Source organism: uncultured Paenibacillus sp. (assembly GCF_963515335.1).
GTDB lineage: Bacteria > Bacillota > Bacilli > Paenibacillales > Paenibacillaceae > Paenibacillus_I.
Map to the genome: position 1 here is coordinate 109,400 of NZ_CAUPYC010000005.1, position 20,037 is coordinate 129,436.

Sequence of the window (20,037 nt, forward strand, 5' to 3'; positions counted from 1 at the left end):
GGACGTCATCCTCCCGTTCTTATCATGATGGTCAAGGCTTAAGGACAACCTTGATGCAGTTGTCCGTTTTCGTGTCGAATACCTCATAGCCGCGCTTGGCCTCCGAGAGCGGAATGACATGCGTGACCACGTCGCCCGGGTCCAACTTGCCCTCGGCAATGAGATTGTACATATGCGGCATATAGTGAACGACAGGCGCTTGCCCCGAGCGGATATTCACGTTTCTCTGGAAAATGTCGCCCAGCGGAAACGCGTTGTAACGCGCCCCGTAAGCGCCTGTGATCTGGATCGTGCCGCCCTTGCGCACCGCCTGCGTCGCAATGACGATCGGACCGAGCGAACCGCCGTGCAATTTCAGGCCTGTCGCGAGAAACTCCAGCGGCGTCATTTTGCCGTCCATGCCGACACAATCGAATACGATATCCGCGCCGCCTTTGGTCATTTCCTTCAAGTGATTGCCGATGTTCTGCTCCTGCTCGAAATTGACGGTTTCCACCTTGTTGGTCCGTTTGGCATGCTCCAGCCGGTAATCGACATAGTCGACGGCAATGACCCGTTTCGCGCCTTTCAGCCAAGCGAATTTCTGCGTCAGCAGGCCAACGGGACCGCATCCGAGCACGATGACGGTGTCGCCCTCTTTCATGCCCGAGTTGTCAACCGTCCAATAGGCGGTCGGCATGGCATCCGCGATCAGACACAGCTTCTCGTCGACGATCTCGGAGTTTTCCGGGATTTTGAACGGGATGAAATTCGCATATGGAACCCGCATGTACTCCGCTTGCCCGCCGGCGTAGCCGCCCGCCGTCTCACTGTAGCCGAAGTAGCCGCCCATATCGCCGTGCGGATTGGAATTGTCGCATTGGCTTTCCAGCTCGTGCTTGCAATAAAAACATTCGCCGCAAGCAACGTTGAACGGGATGATGACCCGGTCGCCTTTTTTGACCTTCGTCACATTCGGGCCTACTTCCTCAACGATTCCCATCGGTTCATGGCCGATGATGTAGTCTTGGGGGAGATTCGGGACCATGCCGTGGATCAGATGCAAATCCGATCCGCAAATGGCTGTAGCGGTCAGCTTGACGATCATATCGTCCGCCTTCTCGATTCCGGGCTCCTTAACCTCTTTTACCTCTACATTTTTGATGCCCTGGTACGTTACGGCTTTCATCCCATGGTTCCTCCAGGCGTCGCAAACATCCCCAGCCGGGACGTATGATCCGGATACAGCTTCATATTGGCGATCTTGACCGTCGTATCCGCCGACTTCATGTCCAGTACAGATTGCTCGCTCACATTGTACGGATGCAGCCAATGCTTGTCGATCATCAGCTTCGCGATTTCCTCATGCATGGCAATGGCTTGATTCAATTGGTTGGTGAGCATAGCCTTGACCTCGGGCGTCGCCGTTTCGGCCAAGGCGTAAGCGCAGTTGCGGACCCCGTTCTTCGCCCGCATGAGCAAGTCCATGGCGAAGGTCATGTCCGCCATGTCAGGCATGTTCTCGGCGTTAATCGGATCCAGATAATCATTGTTCATCGCTTCTCACCTTCATTCAGTGGAACTGGGGCTTTGGGATAAATGCTGGTCAGCTCGGTCAGGTCCTTCATCGACTGCTCGACATCTTTCTGCATTAACGCTTTCAGTTGTTTATCGAATACAAGACCCTGCATGAGCTTCGATTTAAACAGGCAGAGGGTCTTGAAGTTGATCAGCTCGTGAACCTCCATCGATTCATGAAAGGCCAGCTGCTGTGGCACCATGGCATCCACCTCCATTTTCTTCACGGGAATAGGGTATCCCCAATCAATTGGTTTATACAGCGAATAAGCCCGCGCTAAGCGCGGGCCCGGTGACGTTGCTGCCATAGGTTCGTTGAATGGGAAACAAGCGGCGCAAGCTTCCCGTATACGCAGGAAAAGGCGATTGTATGCCCATAAGCGTCCGCTGCCGGCTTAACGGTCCGCATCACGTTGCTGAGATCGCCGACAGTCGAAAGCGACCATGATGACCGTTTCACCGTCCTCCCCTTAATCCGTGAATGTTTGCCGGTACCAGGCGGCAGCCGCATCGACCTCGGACGCCGTCAATTGGTGCCCGAAGCTTTCCCAATGAAGCGTGACATCGGCGCCCGCTTCGCTCAACTGCCGCTCCAGCTCCTCCGACTCCTGCGGGGAGCAAAGCGGATCGTTCCGTCCCGCGCCGATAAAGACGGGCACCGCCGCCAAATCGGGGAGCTCAATCCCTCTTCGCGGAACCATCGGATGATGGAGGATGGCTCCCTTAAGCGCGTCATTATAATGATAGAGCAGACTGCCGGCAATATTCGCCCCGTTGGAGTAGCCGACGGCCACCAGATTGCCGCGGTCGAATCCGTATTCGGCGGCGGCTTCATCCAGGTACTCGTTCACTTCCTTCGTCCGGAAGATAAGATCCTCGATATCGAACACGCCTTCCGCGAGCCGCCGGAAAAAGCGCGGCATCCCGTTCTCCAGCACATTGCCGCGCAGGCTGAGCACCGAGGAATCCGGCGATATCCGTTCCGCCAGCGGCAGCAGATCGCGTTCCGTACCGCCGGTGCCGTGGAAAAGCACAAGCGTAGGCGCCTGCGGATCGTTACCTTTCACAAATAAATGTTTCAACGTTTCCCCTCCTTGATTTCACGTACCCGGATCGGAAGCAAATTCGCCTCGATCCGCTCGCGATGCGGCTCGAACCATTCGGGAAGCATCAGCTTTGTTCCGAGCGAATCCGCTTGCTCGTCATTCGCAAAGCCAGGCGGGTCGGTTGCGATTTCGAAAAGTATGCCTCCGCCCTCCCGGAAATAAATCGCGTTGAAGTACTGCCTGTCGATTATCGGCGTCGGCTCGTAGCCGTTCCGCGCCACTTCGTTTCTCCACGCCTCATGCTGCTCGAAATCCTGCGCCCTCCAGGCGATATGGTGAACGGTGCCGGCTCCCCCTGCGCCCCATTCCATGTCGGAAAGCGGCACGTCGATCAGGTTGCCCACATCTCCTGAGGCTTTGAATCGCGCGTAGCCGGCATCCTCGCCCGCCTTGACCAGGCCGAGCACGTCCTCCAGCGCCTGTCTCGTCCGCTCCGAATGCACGCTGAACAGCACCGCGCCGCCAAAGCCCTTGATCGCCTTATCGGCCGGAATACCGTCGAACGACCAGGTGCTGTCCGCTCCTTCCTCCCGCTCCACGAGCTCAAGCCGCAGCCCTTCGTTGTCGGCGAACTGGAGATAGGACTCCGAGAATCGGGTCGATTTCATCACCGAAATGCCGAGCGATTGCAATCGTTCTTCCCAGAAGCCGAGCGAGCCCTTCGGTACCGCATAAGTGGTAATCCCGACCTGTCCTCCGCCGACACGACCCCTTCGCGAATCCGGCCAAGGGAAAAAGGTGATGATCGTTCCGGGGCTTCCGGCTTCATTGCCGAAATAGAGATGGTAAATTTCCGGAGCGTCGAAATTGATTGTGCGTTTAACGAGCCGAAGTCCGAGTATGCCTGCGTAGAAATCGACATTCTCCTGCGGGTTTCGGGCAAACGCGGTAATATGGTGGATGCCTGCTGTTTTCATTGCCATCGTTATCCTCTCCTGTTCGATCGAACGTCGCTCTATTTATAAACCTTGCTGTCGTTTTCCAAGCTTCTTCAAAAGCGCGGTCGCCGTTTCTTTCTCTTCCGGATCGAGCACATTCATCATCGAATGGACGAGGTCGGCATGTCCGGGGAAAATGCGGCCGAACCATTCGACGCCTGCAGGCGTAATTTCCGCATAAACCACCCTGCGGTCCTCCTCGCAAGGGATTCGCTTCAGAAAGCCCTTGGCTTCCAGCTTATCGATATTGTACGTAACGCTGCCGCTGGTCACCAAAATTTTCTCGCCGATTTGTTGCAGAGGGATACGTCCCTTATTGTACAGCACCTCGAGAATGGTAAACTCCGACGGTGACAGGCCGTATTGCTTCATGTCCTTCACCGCCCGGTCCATCACCGTTCTGTATGCTTTCGACAGTACGACGAACAATTTAAGCGATGCGGAGCGGTCATCGTTTGATTCCTGAAGCATGATCGGCTCACCTCCGTTATATATCAAATTTAATTATCTTAAATTAAAGATATATCATATCGGCTCATTCGTCAACCCGCAAGGCCCCGTTCTTCCCGAAATGATTACAGCCCGAAATGGACACGCTATAGCCGGCGGCAAATACACCCACTGGAGGCGATGATATGCGGAGTATCGAATTGAGGCCGGATCTGCGGACATCGGGGGGAGAAGTGAGCGATATTATGGTCGGCGGCCGGTTTTGCGGCACCCTCACACTCGTATACCGGGAAAGCGACCGGGTGGCGGGAGCGGTCCAACTCGAGGAGGAATCGTTGAAGCACGATGACAAAGCGCGGGTCGTCTCGTTTCTTCAGAACCATATCCAGTCGTTGGTGCATGCCGTCCGGGCGGAAACGTGCGATGTCATTATGACCTGCAGCACTTACGATCAGATCGTAACGACCGATTCGGAAATGGAGATGCGGGCCGACAAGGAGCACACCCGGACGGAGGAAGCCGGTACGGACGCCGAGGCATGGGGCTCCGCCGAATATGAGCTCGTCACCGTCAACGAGACCGGAGACCGGATCGATTACCATATTTATGACGATGAAGGCCGCTGGTCGGCGGAAGCGTCGTTGGATATCGCAAGCCCCGACGTGGAAGGCATCGTCCGTTGGGTGCACGAGCCTTCCGACGAAGAAATCGAGATGATTACCGAGCTGCTTGTGTCGGATTTCGATGACACCGCCGTCGATTCCTTCGTCTTCGACCACCGTTACGAGGACGAGGTGCTGGAAACCGTCGAGCTTACGCATGAGGATCTGCTCGATACGCCTGTGGAAATGATCGGCGGCCAAAGCGAGGACGATTATGACGTCATTCTGGCGCGGGACGACAGCGATGTGTTGACGTATGAGATTTACAAGCAATCCGCAGGCGGCCTGCCGGTCGGAACGGCCACGGTCGATATCGAAAGCCCCCGGCTGACCGGCTTCATCGAATTCAGCGACCGGCGCAGCATCGAAGACGCCGAGGCGATCACCTCCCTGCTGCTCCGCGAGCTCGACAAGGAGAAAGATTACGACGGTCTTCACCTGTCCTTGATGTACAAAAACGAACGTGTCGATGAGATCGTCGTCGACTACGAACAGGTTCACTGAAGCGGCAGCCGCCAAAACAAACAAGCCGCGCGCAGCGCGGCTTAAGTCCCAACCCGATAAACGACCCTTCAAACCATGAAACCCGGCAAATAGACGACAACGGTGACGGTAACCGCGCTCAGCAGCGTTGTCAGCAAAACCGCCTCTGCCGCATAAGCCGGGTGATTATCATACTCCAACGTGCTCAAGCTCCATTCGATTAATGATGTTCGTGCTGGACGCCATCGGTCTTCCTCCCTTCCGCCGCCGCGCGAGACTGCGGGTCAGCCTTCTTCATTAATGAGCACTTTTTTGCCGCGCAGCTTAAGCAGCAGCGGTACGACGAGCCAGAGCGCGGCAGCAATCAGGAACACTGCGGAAATCGGCTTGGTAACAAAAATCGAGAAATCGCCGTCGGAGCCGGTGAGCGCGCGGCGCATATTGTTTTCAATCATCGGGCCCAGCACGAGGCCGAGCACGAGCGGCGCCAGCGGAAAATCGTTCTTGGCGAGAAAATAGCCGGCGATGCCGCAAGCGATGAGAACCATCAGATCAAAGGTGCTGTACTGCACCGCATACACGCCGAACACGGAGATCGCCACGATAATGGGCAGCAAATATTTCGGCGGCGTTTCGATAATTTTGGCGAACAGCTTGACGAGCGGCATATTGAGCACCAGCAGCATCAGGTTGCCGATGAACATGCTCGCGATCAGGCCCCACGCCACCTCGGGATGCTCGTCGAACAGCAGCGGGCCCGGCTGCACATTGTACATGATCAGCGCGCCCATCAGAATGGCCGTCGTGCCCGAGCCGGGAATGCCGAGCGTCAGCAGCGGAATCATGGCCCCGCCGGAGGCCGCGTTATTGGCCGACTCCGGCGCCGCGACGCCCGCGATGGCTCCGGTTCCGAACTTCTGCGGATTTTTGCTGATTTTTTTCTCCATGATATAGCTGAAAAAAGAAGCCAGGGTCGCGCCGGCGCCGGGCAGCACGCCGATAAAAAAGCCCAGCAGCGAGCCGCGCGCGATCGGCCCCGCGCTGTCCTTCAAATCCTGCCGCGTCGGCAAAATTCGTCCTACCCGCGCGATCGTGCCGACCGCATATTCACGGCCGATAATCGTTTTGAATACCTCGCCGAGCGCAAACAGGCCGACGGCGATCGTCAGAAACTCCAGACCCGTGTACAGCACGGCTTGCCCGTAGGTGAAACGCGCGACGCCGGATACGTTGTCCATGCCGATCGTGGCGAGCAGCAGGCCGAATACCGTCATCATCAACGCTTTGGTCATCGATTTGCCCGCCAGGCCGCTGACCGCGGCAAGGCCAAGCAGCATGAGCGAAAAATATTCGGCCGGTCCGAACCTGACGGCCACATTCGACAACGGCTCGGCGACCAGCACCAGCGCGATCAGCGCGATGATGCCCGCTACGAACGAGCCGATCGCGGAAATGGACAAGGCCGCGCCGGCGCGCCCTTGCTTCGCCATCTGATAACCGTCCAGCGTCGTGACGACCGACGAGGATTCGCCGGGCGTATTCAGCAATATCGAGGTCGTCGACCCCCCGTACATGGCGCCGTAATAAACGCCGGCAAGCAGGATGATCGCGCTCGTCGCCGCTTCTTCCGGGCCCAATCCCCCCGTCATGGTCGACGTAACCGGAATGAGCAGCGCCACGCCGCTCATCGGACCGATGCCGGGCAGCACGCCGACGGCCGTGCCGATCAGCACGCCGACCAGGGCGAACAGCAGGTTATGCCACCGCAGCGCGGACCCGAATCCGTCCGCGAGAAATTGAATGACTTCCATGTCTCCACCGCCTTCTCTCTATTGCAGCCAGGAAGGAAAGCCGGGAAGCGTCCCTTCCAGAATTTGAACGAATAAGTAGTACACGCCGTACGAGAATGCGGCGGAGATGACGAGCGAGGACACGAGCTTGCCTCTCTGAATCGTCTGGAAGCAGAACAGCAGGAACAGAAACGTGCCGATCACGTAACCGATATCCTCCAGAAAATACGCATACAGCACGGCCGCGCCGGCAATCATCAGAAACCGCTTGTAATCCGGCGCTGTTTTGCCGTCTCCGTCGCCCTTTGGAGCTTTCATGGCTTCGTAGAACAGCCGAATGCTGAGCAGGATGAGGATCGCGCCCAGACCCATCGGGAAAATGTCCGGACCGACGTTGCTGCCGTATGAGCTTTCGCCGATTTTGCGGCTCTCCCATACGAATGCGATGCCGATCAGAAAAAAAACGATGCTTGCATAGCTGTCAAAGCCTCTCATCATTTTCACGCCGCTCGCCCCGTCCTTCTGGCAAAAGGTGACGAAAGGCAGGCATGACGCCCTCCTTCGCCACCTTTTATCCGTATTGGTCTTATCGTTATTTAGCCATGCCTAGAGCGGTCAGCAGGTCCTTGATCAGCACTTCCTGCTCGCCCAGAAAACCGGTGAAATCTTCAGAGCCCTTGAATTCGCTTTCCCAAGCGTTTGCCTGCAGCTCCGCTTTCCATTCAGGCGTATCGTTCAATGCGGTCAACGTTTGCTGCCAATATGCCAATTCCTCTTCCTTCATTTCCTTCGGTCCGAATACGCCCCGCCAGATCGTAAATTCGGCATCCACGCCCGACTCCTTCAGCGTAGGAACATCTTTCAGGTCCCCGCTGAGCCGCTCGGCGGAGGTCACGGCCAACACTTTCACTTTGCCGGCCTTCAAGTATTCGGCCACGCTCGAAACGTCGGTCGCAATCACATCCGTATTGCCTCCCAAGAGCGCCGCGACGGCTTCCCCGCCTCCGTCGTACGATACATATTTGACGGCTTTCGGATCGATTCCGAATTTATAAGCCGGCAGTACCGCGATGAGGTGATCCATTGAGCCGGGCGCCGACCCGCCGGCAACTGTGAGCTTTTTCGGATCGGCCTTCATGTCGGCGAGCAATGCCTGGATGTCACTGTAAGGCGAATCGGCACCGACGACGATCGCGCCGAAATCCTTGGTCAGCTGGGCCAAAGGCGTGGCATCCTTATAGCCGAACGGCGAATTCCCTTCTTTCTTCAGGTTGTTGATGAGAATCGGCGGCGAACTGACGAACAGCTTATAAGGGTTTTTCGTCTCTTGGGTTGCATACTCCGCCATGAATACGGCGCCGCCGCCGCCCGGCTTGTTCTCGACGGTCATCGTCTGGTCGACCAGCTTCGTCTCGGCCAGCACCTTTGTCAGCGACCGGGCCGTTTTGTCCCACCCGCCGCCGGCGCCCGAAGGAGCCACGACGACGATCGGTTTCTCCGGGTAACCGGACGCGGCGGTTGACGTCTCCTCCGCAGGCTTCTCGGCGGAGTTGGCGGGCGCATTGGCGGCTTTCTCGCCTCCGGGCGCAGCTTGATTGTTCGCCGCGTCGTTCCCCCCGCTGCCGCACGCCGATACGATCAGAGCGGTAATGGCGATCAGGATGCCGGACTTCCATCCGGGTTTGGATCTTTGCACTTTAGTTCCCCCTCGGTTTTGTGTTATAGTACTTTTTGATCAGAACGACGTTGTTAGCGCTTACAATCAGCATCTTAACATGCCTTTGAAAGCGCTGCCTAGCTTGTGGTCATTAATTGGATATTGGTCATTAAGTCGATTTTGTTCATAATAGTCACGACGCGGGGTGACATCTTTGAAGCTTCAAACCAAGCTTGTTTTGCTGATGTGCGCGGTGACGTTCACGTTGATCGTGGCCATGTCCGTCACCTTCCAGCTTATGTGGGCGTCCTCCTATAAAAGCCAGATCGGCTCCAAAGCGCTCAACCTGGCCATAAGCGTGGCTTCGATTCCCGAGCTTAGGCAAGCTTTCGACGACCCCGCCCCGTCTCTGGCGATCCAGCCGCTCGTCGAGGAAATCCGCAGACAGACCGATGCGGAGTTCATCGTGGTCGGCAACCGGGAAGGCATCCGCTACTCCCATCCGATTCCTTCCCGGATCGGACAACCGATGGTCGGCGGCGACAACGGTCCCGTATTTGAAGGACAATCGATCATTTCCGAGGCGACGGGCACGCTCGGTCTGTCGCTTCGCGGCAAAACGCCGATATACGGCGAGCGGGGCGACATTATCGGCGTCGTATCGGTCGGGTTTCTTATCGAAGATATCAACCAGGAAGCTTACCGGTTTCGCAGCGCCATCATCGCCGTTGCGTCCGTCGCGCTGTTGATGGGGGTGGCCGGCGCGGCCGGGATCGCGGGCAATATCAAGCGCTCGATCATGGGCCTTGAGCCCGAGGATATCGGAAGGCTGTATCAGGAGAAGGAAGCTGTGCTGGAATCGATTCATGAGGGGATTCTCGCCGTCGATCACAAGGGCGTCATCACAATGGTCAACCAGAATGCGTTAAGCCTGCTGGGAACGGAACTTCAAACGGGGCTGATCGGCAGGCCGGTTTTGGATGTGCTTCCCTACAGCACCCTTCCCGATGTCATCCGCACCGGCATCGCCGAATTCGACAAGGAGGCCGTCGTCGGGGACAACGTCGTGGTCGTCAACCGCCTGCCCGTAAAAAACCGCGACGGCAAAGTAATCGGGGCGGTCGCAAGCTTTCGCAATAAATCCGAATTATATTTGCTCACGCAGCAGCTTTCCCAATTGAAGCAGTATGCGGACGGCCTGCGCGCGCAAACCCACGAATATTCGAACAAGCTTTATACGATTTCCGGACTTATTCAACTGGAATCTTATCAGGAAGCGATCGAATTCATCACGCGTGAAACGAACAGCCATAGCGATCTCCTCCGGTTCATCGTCAAGGAAATTCCCGACCCGATTATCGGGGGGCTGCTCCTCGGTAAAATCAACCGCGCACACGAGCTGAAAATCACGCTGGTCATCGACGAGGAAAGCTCGTTCCGGGACGTACCGCCCTCCGCCGACCGCAACCTGCTCGTTACCGTTCTGGGGAATTTGCTCGACAACGCGATGGAGGCGGCGCTCAACAACAGGCAGGAACGGTTCGTCACGGTTTTTCTAACGGATCTCGGCCGGGATCTCATCGTGGAAGTCGAGGACAACGGACCTGGCATACCGCCGGAATGGATGGATAAAATTTATATCGCGGGGTTTTCCACCAAGGACGGCGAAAAACGCGGCTACGGCCTGTCGCTGGTGAAAAGAGCGGTCGATCAGCTTGGCGGCATGCTCGAGCACCACAACGTCCCTGGCGGAGGAACACGGTTTGCCGTGGCGATTCCCAAACGAAGGAGAGATATCGAGTGATACAGGTCATTATCGTCGAGGACGACGTCCGGAACGCGGAGATCAACCGGAGGTTCGTGGAGAAGGTCGACGGCTTTCACACGGTCGGCATCGCGACGGACGGCCGCCAGGCAGCGGACCTGCTCGAGATCGTATCGCCGGATTTGGTGCTGCTCGATCTTTACGTACCGCACGTCAGCGGGTTCGACCTGTTGAGGCGCATCAAGCTGCATCATACCCGTACCGATATTATCATGATAACGGCGGCGAAGGAGCTTCATACAATCCGCGAGGCGATCCATGGAGGCGTTTTCGACTACATCCTGAAGCCCGTCATATTCAACCGGCTGCGGGAGACGCTGGAGAAATACAGAAGCTTCAGGGGCAAAATAACAGCGTTGGAGCAGGAGGGCGCCGAAGCCTCGGTCGATCAGCATAAAATCGACGAATTGCTGCGGCCGGGCGACGGCGAGAAGCAGCGGCCCGTTTATCCCAAAGGGATCGATCAGCTTACGCTGGACAAGGTAACGGTATATATGATGCATGCGGCGGCGCCGCGCACGGCGGAACAGGTGAGCGCCGATCTGGGAATCAGCCGCTCCACCTCGCGAAGATACCTGGAATTTCTGGTGTCTTCGGGCAAAGTTGCAGCCGACTTGTCGTACGGATCGGTCGGGCGTCCCGAGCGGGTGTACCGCCGAGCGGCTAAAGGATAGCCGCTTCCCCGCCGGCGATGAAACGGGCCGGCAGCATCACCATAACTGAATAAGCGACAGCGCCACACCGACCGCGAAGCCGCACAATGCGCCGTTGACCCGAATCCACTGCAGGTCCTTCCCTACCTTTTCCTCAAGCATGCGAACCAGGGACGCATCGTCCATCTGCTCCAGATTGTCCTTCACCAGCTGTCCGATCCGATAATGGTTGCGGTCAATGAGATCGATGACGAACGTCAGCAAGCGCTCTTCCCACTCCCCCACCCTTTCCGAATCCGACGACAAGCCGCGGATGAAGGAACGATAGGCCGTGAACACCATCCGGCCGCCGTTCGCCTGCTCCTGCTCCAGCTTCTGCAGCAGCAGGAGGCGCGCCTCCTCAAGCCGTGCCAGCACAAAGCGTTCGAACGGCTCGTCGTCCAGCTTCCGATCGATCCATTCCCGCAGCTTGTTCATCTTCGATTCATCGTCGGGCAGCATCAACAGGCGCACCCGAATTTCCTGAAGAATGGCGGCACGGTGGGCGTTGTCCGTCCGGCGCAGGTCGCCGATCGCGGAGAGCAGCAGGTTCTGCAAAATGCCGCCCAGCTTGTCCTCGCTCATAAAGCCGGCAAACGCCTGAAAAGCGAAGCCGGCGAAGCCGCCAACATTCAGTTCGGAGAGCTTTTCGGCGGCAAGCTTGCCAAGCATCATGCCGGTTTGCGGTTTCCGCACCCAGGTCAGCGCCTCGTCCAGCGCATAGTCGAACGCTTTTTCATCGTAGCGGTTTTCCATCGCCCCGGTCAACAATCGGTCTGCGGTGGTCTTGAGATCGACTTTGCCTGCATAAGCCTTGATGCCGTTCCGGACGAGCGCCGCCAACCGGTCGGCCGGCGCGCTGCGCACCTGCTCGATCAGAAGCTGGAGAAGCTGCCGCCTGACCGCGCGCTTTTGCAGCGCCTTTGTGAGCAGCGAAACGGACAGCCGGAGAATGTTCAAACTCTTGAGCTTGTTCTCGATGCTTTGCTTGTTGAGCAATTCGTTCTCCATTGCCGAAATGAGCGATCGGATGATTTTGTCGCGATTTTTGAGCAGCAGGGAGGTGTGCGGGATTTTCAGGCCAAACGGATGGCGGAACAGCGCCGTCACGGCGAACCAGTCCGCGATCCCGCCGACGAGCCCCGCTTCGAACCCGCCTTTGAGAACAAAAAAGATGCCTTTATCCGGTAGAAAGAGTGTGATCACGAATCCGGCCGCCATCACCATTAATGAGATGGCGGCGATATTTTTCGTATTCATGCAGGCCTCCTGGCGGGCAGTCATGGAAGTGGATGTCATTCGCGGCCGCTGCGCCGCAACTATAATATCGTCCGCTTCGGCCAGTGTCATCCCGGCGCGAGCCCGATTATTCATGTATTCGCCATTACTACGGTTTATTCCCCTCTCCGTGCCGTAAATAAACAAGGGCAGGGCACGCCGTTCGGCATGCCCTGCCGTGTTCGCGGCAGATCGGTGTGCTGTACAACTTTTTCATGGCCGGACATGACTTCAATAATTATGTCGCTAACCTTTTGAATGTCATTGCCCTTCGTTAATGGCCTTAATGAGATCAAGCGCGATTTTCGGCTTGCGGTCGTAAGTGAGCAAACCGTTGATTTCCTGCTCCACGTCGGTGAGCTGGGTATAGCAGTAGCCTTGTACGACGCCGGATTTCAGCAAGGGCTGAATGACGGCCCGCAGCCGTTCGGCATAATCCTCGTCGTTGTCGGCGCCGGAGTAGCCCCAGCCCTCCCACTCGCTCTTCTTATAGGCGATGCCGCCGAATTCGGTCACGATGATCGGTTCGCCGTCATACGCGTAGCCGCCTACCGAAAGCCTGCGGTTGGCCGGCATCGCGCCCACCGCTTTCTCGGCCGTGCTGTAGCGATCTTCGAGCACTTCGCGCCGCCATTCGTAGTCGTGAATGTTGTACAGGTCGGTCTTCAGCATCTCCCATCCGTCATTCGAAACGACCGGACGCGTCGGATCGAGCGATTTGGTCAGATGGTACATGGTAAGCGCATGCTGCTGCTGAAGCTTGTCGATCTGGACATTCGGCACGCCCCAGCTCTCATTGAGCGGCACCCAAACGGCAATGCACGGATGATTATAGTCGCGTTCCACCGATTCCTGCCATTCCTTGGTGAAACGGCGGACGTACTCCTCCGAATATTCATAGGCATTCGCGGCCTCTCCCCAGACGAGCAGTCCGAGGCGATCGCACCAATACAGGTAGCGCGGATCCTCAAGCTTCTGGTGCTTGCGGGCGCCGTTGAAACCCATTTCCTTGGTCAGCTCGACGTCGCGCTTGATGGCCTCGTCGCTGGGCGGCGTCAGGTTGCCTTCCGGGAAATAGCCTTGATCGAGCACCAGCTTCAGGAAATAAGGCCGATTGTTGAGGCAGAACTTCCCGTCCTCGATCGAAATTTTCCGCATGCCGAAATAGCTCGAGACCTCGTCGCAGGACTGTCCGTCCTCCAGCAGCGTGAACGTCACATCGTACAGGTTCGGCTTCTCGGGCGTCCACCAGCCGCCAAGGCCATGATCGTTAAAATCGTTGAGCCGGATGCGGCGGGCTTCATGCCCGCCTTTGATTCGGAACACATCCTCCGTCAGCGGCGCGCCGTTAAAGCTGATTTCCACCTTCAACCGCACATCCTTGCCGGCCGAGCACCCTTTCACGAAAGAGCGGATCTCGATTTCCTTGCGGTCGATATCGGGCGTGAATTTCACTTTCTCCAAATAAACGGGCGAAACCGCCTCCATCCAAACCGTCTGCCAGATGCCGGTCGTCCGGGTATAGAAAATGCTGGCCGAATCCGCCAGCCAATATTGCTTGCCCCGTGGCAGCGTCACGTCCCTGCTGTAGTCGACGGCCTTGACGACCAGCGTGTTCGAGCCTTCCCGCAGCGCATCGGTAATATCGGCATGAAACGGCGTATGCCCGCCTTCATGGCTGGCGACAAGCATGCCGTTAACCCACACGCACGAATCGTAGTCGACCGCCCCGAAATGCAAGATAACCCGTTTGCCCTTGAACGATTCCGGAGTGGAGAACGTTCGGCGATACCAGACGACATCGTGAAAATCGGAATCCGCGATTCCGCTCAGCTTGCTCTGGAACGCAAACGGAACCTGGATGCGCCTGGAGAACGGCCGGCTGCCGGAATGCCAATGGGCGGCGTCGCCCGCCTGTTCGTCGTCAAATTCGAATTCCCATTCACCGTTCAAATTGACCCAATCTTTCCGCATGAATTGCGGGCAAGGATGCTCGGAGCGAGCCTGCTGCTGTGACATATGGAATCCTCCCATTAGTTAATTCATAAGTTATTATAATGACTTAAAACGAATCATGACTAATTCTATTATCATCATATAAAGCAAAACCGTCAACTATAAGTTGATTAATTAACTTTTGGATTATATAATAGACAAAAATATAAGGATTGAGGTCTTTCATGAACATCCAGGTCAACACCCGCAACATGCCGTTTCTGGAATGCTTCGCCTCCGAAACCCGCGTGCGGATCATCGGGCTGCTGAACGACAAGCCGATGAACATTAAGGAGCTGGCCGAAGCGCTCTCCCTTTCATCGGCGGTCGTCACGAAGCATATCCAAAAGCTCGAAGATGCGGGGATCGTGTCGACGGAAAGCATCTCGGGCACCAGAGGCAGGCGCAAGGTTTGCCATCTTGTGCCCGAGTCGGTCACCCTCCAATTGAAGACGGGCGGGCTTCCCGACCGCAACCGTTATTCGGTCTCGATTCCGATCGGTCAATATACCGGTTACCAGGTCAAGCCGACCTGCGGACTCGCATCGGACTCGGGTCTGATCGGCATGACGGACGATCCCCGGTATTTCTCCGATCCGGATCACGTGAAAGCGAGGCACTTGTGGTTCGGGAGCGGCCATGTGGAATACCGGATTCCGAACTATCTGGTCGGCAATCAAACTGTGCGCAGCTTGTCCCTTGCGTTCGAAATCTGTTCCGAAGCGCCCGGCTACAATGAGAATTGGCCTTCGGACATCTCGTTCTTCCTTAACGATACCCTGCTCGGAACATGGACATGCCCCGGCGATTACGGCAGCAACCGAGGCGTCCACACGCCCGGATGGTGGGAAAACGCCTCCCAGCACGGACTGCTGAAAACGATAACCGTACGTCCCGACGGATGCTTCCTCGACGGCGTGAAGCTGTCGGAGGTGAACGCGGGGCAGCTGGCGATCGGTTACGGCTCGGACATCCGATTCCGCATCGCCTGCGACGAATCCGCCGCGCATTGCGGGGGCGTCAGCTTGTTCGGACGCCAATTCGGCAATTACGACCAGGATATCGAAGTGGCGGTCGTTTACGAGCCGGTTTCCGGCTAGCACGCGATAAACAGCCGCAAGCGAAGAGCATCTCTCTCATTGCGGCTGTTTATTTTTGTCCGCTTCGCCGCAGCACAGAATGAATGGTTTCAGACTTTTCGCATATGCCGAAGCGAGGCGGCGGCAAACAATGTCAGCAACGGGAGTTCGGCCATATATACGAGCGCATACGAAGGCCATATCTCCTGGATGATATTCATCATAACGACGATATCCGGACAGATCGGCAGCACCGACACGAGAGTCAGCGCGCCGAGCGGTATCGCAAGAAAACTGTAAGCACGAAACCTGCATAACCGGCTCGCTCCCGATACGACGGAGAAAAAAGATAGGATCAGCTGCGAGCAGAAGCACGCTGAGCATAAAGAATAAAATCAAATAAAGCAGGATAATGGCTCCCCCCTGCTGCGTACGCCCCGCGGCGCTTTTGCGACAACGGTTAGAATGCCCGGAATACCTCGGATTATGATCCCCCGGCATCGCGCAAACATAAGATGTACCGAAGCGCGAATGAGGAGGCTGACCGGCATGCGGATTTTAATCGTAGCGCCTGAGCAAATTCCAGTCCCCCCCGTCCTCGGCGGGTCGGTTGAAATCACGATTCTGGCGCTTGCCCGGCAGCTGGCGCTTCATCACGAGGTGACGGTGGTCAGCAGAACCCATAAAAGCTATTCCCGTTATTCCAACATAGAAGGCGTGGCTATTTTCCGTGTTCCCGGAGGCCGTCCGTCCCGGTACTTGAAGCATGTGTTGAAATGGCTGAAAGGCAGAGGCACAAGCTTCGACCTGATCCAGATCGACAACCGTCCGCGTTTCGTCGAACCGGTCAAACGGCTTTGTCCCGATATTCCCGTCTCCTTGTTCCTTCAGTCGCTGACCTTTGTCAGTCCGCCTTATCTTGCCGCCGGCCAAGCGGCTCATTGCTTGTCCAAGGCTGATTTGATCCTGGCCAACAGCGCCTCGCTGAAAAAGCAGCTGATTTCCCGGTTTCCGCACATTGCCGGCAGCATCCGCAAAATATGGCTGGGCGTCGACACGAACCGCTTCGCTCCGGATGGGCCGAAGGCTGGCGGGTGGCCGTTTACATTGCTGTTCTCCGGACGGATCATCCCGCGCAAAGGACTGCCGGTTCTGATCCATGCCGTCCATCGCGCCCGGGCCGGAACGGGGAGGCGCATCCGGCTCATCGTTGCGGGCAACTCGCTGTCGCCCGGTTATATGCAGCGGATGAAAAGCTTGAATCGCAGGCTTGGAAGCCCGGCTTGTTTCCTGGGAACGGTGCCGCATTCCCGCATCCATCGGATCTACAATCTCGCCGACGCCCTCGTGTGCCCGTCACAGAAGCATGAGGCCTTCGGACTGGTGAATGTTGAGGCAATGTCGTCCGGCCTGCCGGTGATCGCTTCCCGCAACGGCGGCATTGAAGAGAGCGTCAGGCATATGCGCAACGGCCTGCTTGTGAACGACTACCACCGGCCGGAATCGTTCGCAGCGGCCATTGTGCGTTTGATGAACGATAAAGCGCTGTATAACCGATTGAGGCTGCAAGCGAGAATGGATGCGCTCAGTACATTCAGTTGGGAGGCTTCCGCCGGTCATCTGAGCCGCATCTATACGGAATTCATAAAAGGCGGATGACCGGACGATTTTGCTTTCCCATTATTTTCATTTACAATAGGAAGAAAACCGAATGGTGCGATGGAGGTTGTCCGATGCCGAATTTCCAGGAGAAATTGAACAGCTATGCCGAACTGATCGTGCGAGTCGGAGTGAATGTGCAGCCGGGTCAAAAAGTTGTCGTCAACGCGGCGACCGATGCGGCGGAGCTGGTCCGTTTGATTGTGAAAAAAGCGTATGAAGCCGGGGCCTACAACGTCAAAGTCAATTGGAGCGACGATCGGGTTTCCCGTTTGCGTTACGAGTTGGCGCCGGATGCGTCTTTTCTGGAGGAGCCGAAATGGTACGCCGGCGAGATGCTTGAACTGGCCGAGGGCGGTGCCGCGGTCATCAGCGTCGTATCTGCCGATCCGGATCTTCTGAAAGGCATACCGCAGCAGCGGATCGTCGACCACCAGAAGACGTACGGCAAGGCGATGTCCAAATACCGGCAATACGTGCAGTCCGACAAGTTTCCGTGGTGTGTCGTTTCGGCCCCGTCCCCGGCATGGGCGGCGAAAGTGTTCCCGGAGGCTCCGGAAGCGGAGCGGGTCGACAAGCTGTGGGAGGCAATTTTCGCTACGGTACGGATCGACGGGGGCGACCCTGTCGGCGCGTGGCGGGAGCATATCCGCACGCTGAACGAGAAAGCCGATTACCTCAATGCGAAGAAATACCGAAAGCTGCGCTACACGGCGCCGGGAACGGACCTGACAATCGAGCTTCCGGAGGGCCATATCTGGGTGGCGGCGGACAGCATTAGCGAGCAAGGCACCGCGTTCGTGGCGAATATGCCGACGGAGGAAGTGTTCACGGCTCCGCTTGCGCAAGGCGTTACCGGAAAAGTATCAAGCACCAAACCGCTAAGCTACGGCGGCAATCTCATCGACAACTTCACGCTTACGTTCGAGAACGGCCGCATTGTCGGCGTCACGGCGGAGAAAGGCGAAGAAGCGCTGAAAAATCTCGTCGAAATGGACGAGGGCTCGCATTACTTGGGCGAAGTGGCGCTTGTTCCCCACCGGTCGCCGATTTCCGATTCCAATATTTTATATTTCAACACGCTATTCGACGAGAATGCCTCCAACCACCTCGCCATCGGCAGCGCCTACGCCTTCAATCTGGAGGGCGGCAAAAAAATGACGCAGGAGGAATTGAAAGAACGCGGACTGAATACGAGCATTACCCACGTCGACTTTATGATCGGCTCGGCCGAGATGGACATTGTCGGAATCACCGCCGACGGCAAGGAAGAACCGGTGTTCCATAAAGGCAACTGGGCGTTCTAGAACGTTTGGGAAGCAACGAAAGCAAGCCGTCCTGAGGAAGGGCGGCTTATTTCGTTTGTTCGCTCCCCGCCAAACTTTAATGCTGATTTGCCTACAGCATGCCACAGGCCGACACATACTTTATGGTTAGAACGGATTGCATACAAGGGAGGTTTCGTCATGAAAGTGGATTGGCTGATCGTCGGTTCGGGATTTACGGGCGCGACATTGGCGGAAAGAATCGCCTCCCAGCTCGGAAAAAAAGTGCTGGTGGTGGAAAAAAGGGGGCATATCGGCGGAAACTCGTACGATTCCTACGATGAGCACGGTGTACTCATTCACAACTACGGCTCCCACACCTTCCATACCAACTCGGCGATGGTGTGGGATTATTTATCGAAATTTACGGAGTGGAGAGTCTATTTCCATCAAGTCCGAACCGTCGTGGACGGCAAAAAGATACCCGTTCCGTTCAACCTGAACTCACTGACCGAGGTGTTCCCCCCCAAGCTGGCCGAAAAAATGGAGACGTTGCTGCTTCAGCATTTCGGGTTCGCTAAAAAAGGGCCGATCTTAAAGCTGCGGGAAACCTCCGACGCGGAGCTCCGATTTCTCGCGGACTATATTTACGACCATGTTTTTTACCGCTATACGGTGAAGCACTGGGGATTGAAGCCGGAGGAACTGGATCCGTCCGTCACGTCGCGCGTACCCGTTTTCGTCAGCCGGGACAACCGTTATTTTCAGGACAAATACCAGGGTCTGCCCAAGGCGGGCTATACGGCCATGTTTAACCGCATGCTGAGCCATCCCGACATCAAGGTGCTGCTGAACACGGATTACAAGGAAGTAGAGGGTGAAATCCGATACGACCATATGATTTTTACCGGCCCGATAGACGAATATTTTCATTATATTTACGGGGCCCTACCCTATCGCAGCCTGAGGTTTGAATTCCAGCACCTGCACCAGGAATATTACCAGGAGGTAGGAACGGTCAACTACCCGAACGATTATGCCTTCACCCGAATTTTGGAGCAGAAGCATCTGACGGGACAGAAGCTGGATCATACGACGATATCCATCGTCCATCCCGAGAAATATACGGCCGGCGTCAACGAACCGTATTACCCGATCCCGAGAGCCGATAACCGCAACCTCTACAATCAATATGCGGAGGAAGCCAAACAGCTGGGCAACAAGGTGTTTTTCGCGGGAAGATTGGGAGATTACAAATACTACAACATGGACCAGGCGGTCGCCCGGGCGTTAACCTTGTTCCAGCATATCGCCGCGATGGGCGAGGCGGAGAAACCATGAAGATCCTGATTACGGGAGGAGCGGTTTGTTTTCGCTTCGTCGAGTTCGGTGTTCGGCACGAATACGAAGGTTCCTTTTGCCGAGGAGGATCCCATTCTGCAGCCGGCCTTCATTTATTGCTCGCATATCCACTTCCAAACGGCGCCGTCCTTGACCGGGTGAACGAACATCACTGCCGGATTCCGTTTTGCAGCCTTTGCTTCTTCCAAACTGATTCGCGGATAGGGACGCAGGTATTGCGTGACGGCTTTCGGATATTC

The 20,037-nt window shown here is 56.5% G+C and carries 18 protein-coding genes; 7 read left to right on the forward strand and 11 right to left on the reverse strand.

Translation table 11 applies throughout. From position 1 onward, the window contains the following. Positions 1–31: 31 nt before the first annotated feature. The 6 genes from RWM61_RS03345 to RWM61_RS03370 form a co-directional block, all read right to left on the reverse strand. Positions 32–1,168 carry a zinc-dependent alcohol dehydrogenase gene (locus RWM61_RS03345; RefSeq protein ID WP_313997372.1) on the reverse strand — a complete coding sequence of 379 codons (1,137 nt, stop codon included), beginning with the start codon at positions 1,166–1,168 and terminating at the stop codon, positions 32–34. Continuing rightward, positions 1,165–1,536: a spore coat protein gene (locus RWM61_RS03350; protein WP_313997374.1), complete on the reverse strand. Its 372-nt coding sequence runs from the start codon at positions 1,534–1,536 to the stop codon at positions 1,165–1,167. The genes RWM61_RS03345 and RWM61_RS03350 overlap by 4 nt, the downstream gene beginning before the upstream one ends. After that, positions 1,533–1,760, reverse strand: a complete 228-nt coding sequence (locus RWM61_RS03355; protein WP_313997416.1) for a spore coat protein — start codon at positions 1,758–1,760, stop codon at positions 1,533–1,535. The genes RWM61_RS03350 and RWM61_RS03355 overlap by 4 nt, the downstream gene beginning before the upstream one ends. A gap of 267 nt (positions 1,761–2,027) precedes the next feature. Next, entirely contained in the window at positions 2,028–2,639 is a 612-nt protein-coding gene (locus RWM61_RS03360) for an alpha/beta hydrolase (protein ID WP_313997376.1), read from the reverse strand. After that, positions 2,636–3,586 (reverse strand): ring-cleaving dioxygenase, encoded by a 951-nt coding sequence (locus RWM61_RS03365; protein ID WP_313997378.1) that lies wholly within the window; start codon positions 3,584–3,586, stop codon positions 2,636–2,638. The genes RWM61_RS03360 and RWM61_RS03365 overlap by 4 nt, the downstream gene beginning before the upstream one ends. A 36-nt stretch (positions 3,587–3,622) precedes the next feature. After that, positions 3,623–4,072: a MarR family transcriptional regulator gene (locus RWM61_RS03370; protein ID WP_313997380.1), complete on the reverse strand. Its 450-nt coding sequence runs from the start codon at positions 4,070–4,072 to the stop codon at positions 3,623–3,625. Positions 4,073–4,236: 164 nt separating this feature from the next. Here RWM61_RS03370 and RWM61_RS03375 point away from each other — a divergent pair, with 164 nt between their 5' ends. Further along, positions 4,237–5,217: a hypothetical protein gene (locus RWM61_RS03375; protein ID WP_313997382.1), complete on the forward strand. Its 981-nt coding sequence runs from the start codon at positions 4,237–4,239 to the stop codon at positions 5,215–5,217. Between the two features lie 263 nt (positions 5,218–5,480). Here RWM61_RS03375 and RWM61_RS03380 read toward each other — a convergent pair whose 3' ends face one another. The 3 genes from RWM61_RS03380 to RWM61_RS03390 form a co-directional block, all read right to left on the reverse strand. Further along, positions 5,481–7,007 (reverse strand): tripartite tricarboxylate transporter permease, encoded by a 1,527-nt coding sequence (locus tag RWM61_RS03380; RefSeq protein ID WP_313997384.1) that lies wholly within the window; start codon positions 7,005–7,007, stop codon positions 5,481–5,483. A gap of 18 nt (positions 7,008–7,025) precedes the next feature. Further along, positions 7,026–7,484: a tripartite tricarboxylate transporter TctB family protein gene (locus RWM61_RS03385; RefSeq protein ID WP_313997418.1), complete on the reverse strand. Its 459-nt coding sequence runs from the start codon at positions 7,482–7,484 to the stop codon at positions 7,026–7,028. A gap of 94 nt (positions 7,485–7,578) precedes the next feature. Continuing rightward, positions 7,579–8,682: a tripartite tricarboxylate transporter substrate binding protein gene (locus RWM61_RS03390; RefSeq protein ID WP_313997386.1), complete on the reverse strand. Its 1,104-nt coding sequence runs from the start codon at positions 8,680–8,682 to the stop codon at positions 7,579–7,581. A 175-nt stretch (positions 8,683–8,857) separates the two neighbouring features. Between RWM61_RS03390 and RWM61_RS03395 the strand changes: the two genes are divergently transcribed. Both RWM61_RS03395 and RWM61_RS03400 read left to right on the forward strand, forming a co-directional pair. Then, positions 8,858–10,447, forward strand: a complete 1,590-nt coding sequence (locus tag RWM61_RS03395; RefSeq protein ID WP_313997388.1) for a sensor histidine kinase — start codon at positions 8,858–8,860, stop codon at positions 10,445–10,447. Beyond that, the gene (locus RWM61_RS03400) at positions 10,444–11,142 is read left to right on the forward strand and encodes a response regulator (protein ID WP_313997390.1); all 699 of its coding nucleotides are present in this window, start codon (positions 10,444–10,446) and stop codon (positions 11,140–11,142) included. Before RWM61_RS03395 ends, RWM61_RS03400 begins: the two co-directional genes overlap by 4 nt. A gap of 36 nt (positions 11,143–11,178) precedes the next feature. Here the strand turns inward: RWM61_RS03400 and RWM61_RS03405 are convergent, their stop codons facing one another. Together RWM61_RS03405 and RWM61_RS03410 are read right to left on the reverse strand one after the other, a co-directional pair. After that, positions 11,179–12,420, reverse strand: a complete 1,242-nt coding sequence (locus RWM61_RS03405; RefSeq protein ID WP_313997392.1) for a DUF445 domain-containing protein — start codon at positions 12,418–12,420, stop codon at positions 11,179–11,181. A gap of 279 nt (positions 12,421–12,699) precedes the next feature. Next, positions 12,700–14,457: a sugar-binding domain-containing protein gene (locus RWM61_RS03410; RefSeq protein WP_313997394.1), complete on the reverse strand. Its 1,758-nt coding sequence runs from the start codon at positions 14,455–14,457 to the stop codon at positions 12,700–12,702. A 161-nt stretch (positions 14,458–14,618) separates the two neighbouring features. Here RWM61_RS03410 and RWM61_RS03415 point away from each other — a divergent pair, with 161 nt between their 5' ends. The 4 genes from RWM61_RS03415 (at position 14,619) to glf (ending at position 19,777) form a co-directional block, all read left to right on the forward strand. Further along, positions 14,619–15,533, forward strand: a complete 915-nt coding sequence (locus RWM61_RS03415) for an ArsR family transcriptional regulator (RefSeq protein WP_313997395.1) — start codon at positions 14,619–14,621, stop codon at positions 15,531–15,533. A 528-nt stretch (positions 15,534–16,061) separates the two neighbouring features. Continuing rightward, a complete protein-coding gene (locus tag RWM61_RS03420) occupies positions 16,062–17,171 on the forward strand; it encodes a glycosyltransferase family 4 protein (protein WP_313997397.1) in 1,110 nt (369 codons plus the stop codon). 74 nt (positions 17,172–17,245) lie between these two features. Next, a complete protein-coding gene (locus tag RWM61_RS03425; RefSeq protein ID WP_313997399.1) occupies positions 17,246–18,478 on the forward strand; it encodes an aminopeptidase in 1,233 nt (410 codons plus the stop codon). Positions 18,479–18,637: 159 nt separating this feature from the next. Continuing rightward, positions 18,638–19,777 (forward strand): UDP-galactopyranose mutase, encoded by a 1,140-nt coding sequence (gene glf, locus RWM61_RS03430; protein ID WP_313997401.1) that lies wholly within the window; start codon positions 18,638–18,640, stop codon positions 19,775–19,777. Positions 19,778–20,037 lie beyond the last annotated feature (260 nt).

What these genes read in the sequence shown, in the direction of transcription:
- RWM61_RS03415 (WP_313997395.1), top strand. Translation starts at nt 14,619, where the DNA reads ATGAACATCCAGGTCAACACCCGCAACATGCCGTTTCTGGAATGCTTC.
- RWM61_RS03380 (WP_313997384.1), bottom strand. Translation starts at nt 7,007, where the DNA reads ATGGAAGTCATTCAATTTCTCGCGGACGGATTCGGGTCCGCGCTGCGG.
- RWM61_RS03385 (WP_313997418.1), bottom strand. Translation starts at nt 7,484, where the DNA reads ATGATGAGAGGCTTTGACAGCTATGCAAGCATCGTTTTTTTTCTGATC.
- RWM61_RS03425 (WP_313997399.1), top strand. Translation starts at nt 17,246, where the DNA reads ATGCCGAATTTCCAGGAGAAATTGAACAGCTATGCCGAACTGATCGTG.
- RWM61_RS03345 (WP_313997372.1), bottom strand. Translation starts at nt 1,168, where the DNA reads ATGAAAGCCGTAACGTACCAGGGCATCAAAAATGTAGAGGTAAAAGAG.
- RWM61_RS03350 (WP_313997374.1), bottom strand. Translation starts at nt 1,536, where the DNA reads ATGAACAATGATTATCTGGATCCGATTAACGCCGAGAACATGCCTGAC.
- RWM61_RS03370 (WP_313997380.1), bottom strand. Translation starts at nt 4,072, where the DNA reads ATGCTTCAGGAATCAAACGATGACCGCTCCGCATCGCTTAAATTGTTC.
- RWM61_RS03420 (WP_313997397.1), top strand. Translation starts at nt 16,062, where the DNA reads ATGCGGATTTTAATCGTAGCGCCTGAGCAAATTCCAGTCCCCCCCGTC.
- RWM61_RS03405 (WP_313997392.1), bottom strand. Translation starts at nt 12,420, where the DNA reads ATGAATACGAAAAATATCGCCGCCATCTCATTAATGGTGATGGCGGCC.
- RWM61_RS03410 (WP_313997394.1), bottom strand. Translation starts at nt 14,457, where the DNA reads ATGTCACAGCAGCAGGCTCGCTCCGAGCATCCTTGCCCGCAATTCATG.
- RWM61_RS03375 (WP_313997382.1), top strand. Translation starts at nt 4,237, where the DNA reads ATGCGGAGTATCGAATTGAGGCCGGATCTGCGGACATCGGGGGGAGAA.
- RWM61_RS03365 (WP_313997378.1), bottom strand. Translation starts at nt 3,586, where the DNA reads ATGGCAATGAAAACAGCAGGCATCCACCATATTACCGCGTTTGCCCGA.
- glf (WP_313997401.1), top strand. Translation starts at nt 18,638, where the DNA reads ATGAAAGTGGATTGGCTGATCGTCGGTTCGGGATTTACGGGCGCGACA.
- RWM61_RS03355 (WP_313997416.1), bottom strand. Translation starts at nt 1,760, where the DNA reads ATGGTGCCACAGCAGCTGGCCTTTCATGAATCGATGGAGGTTCACGAG.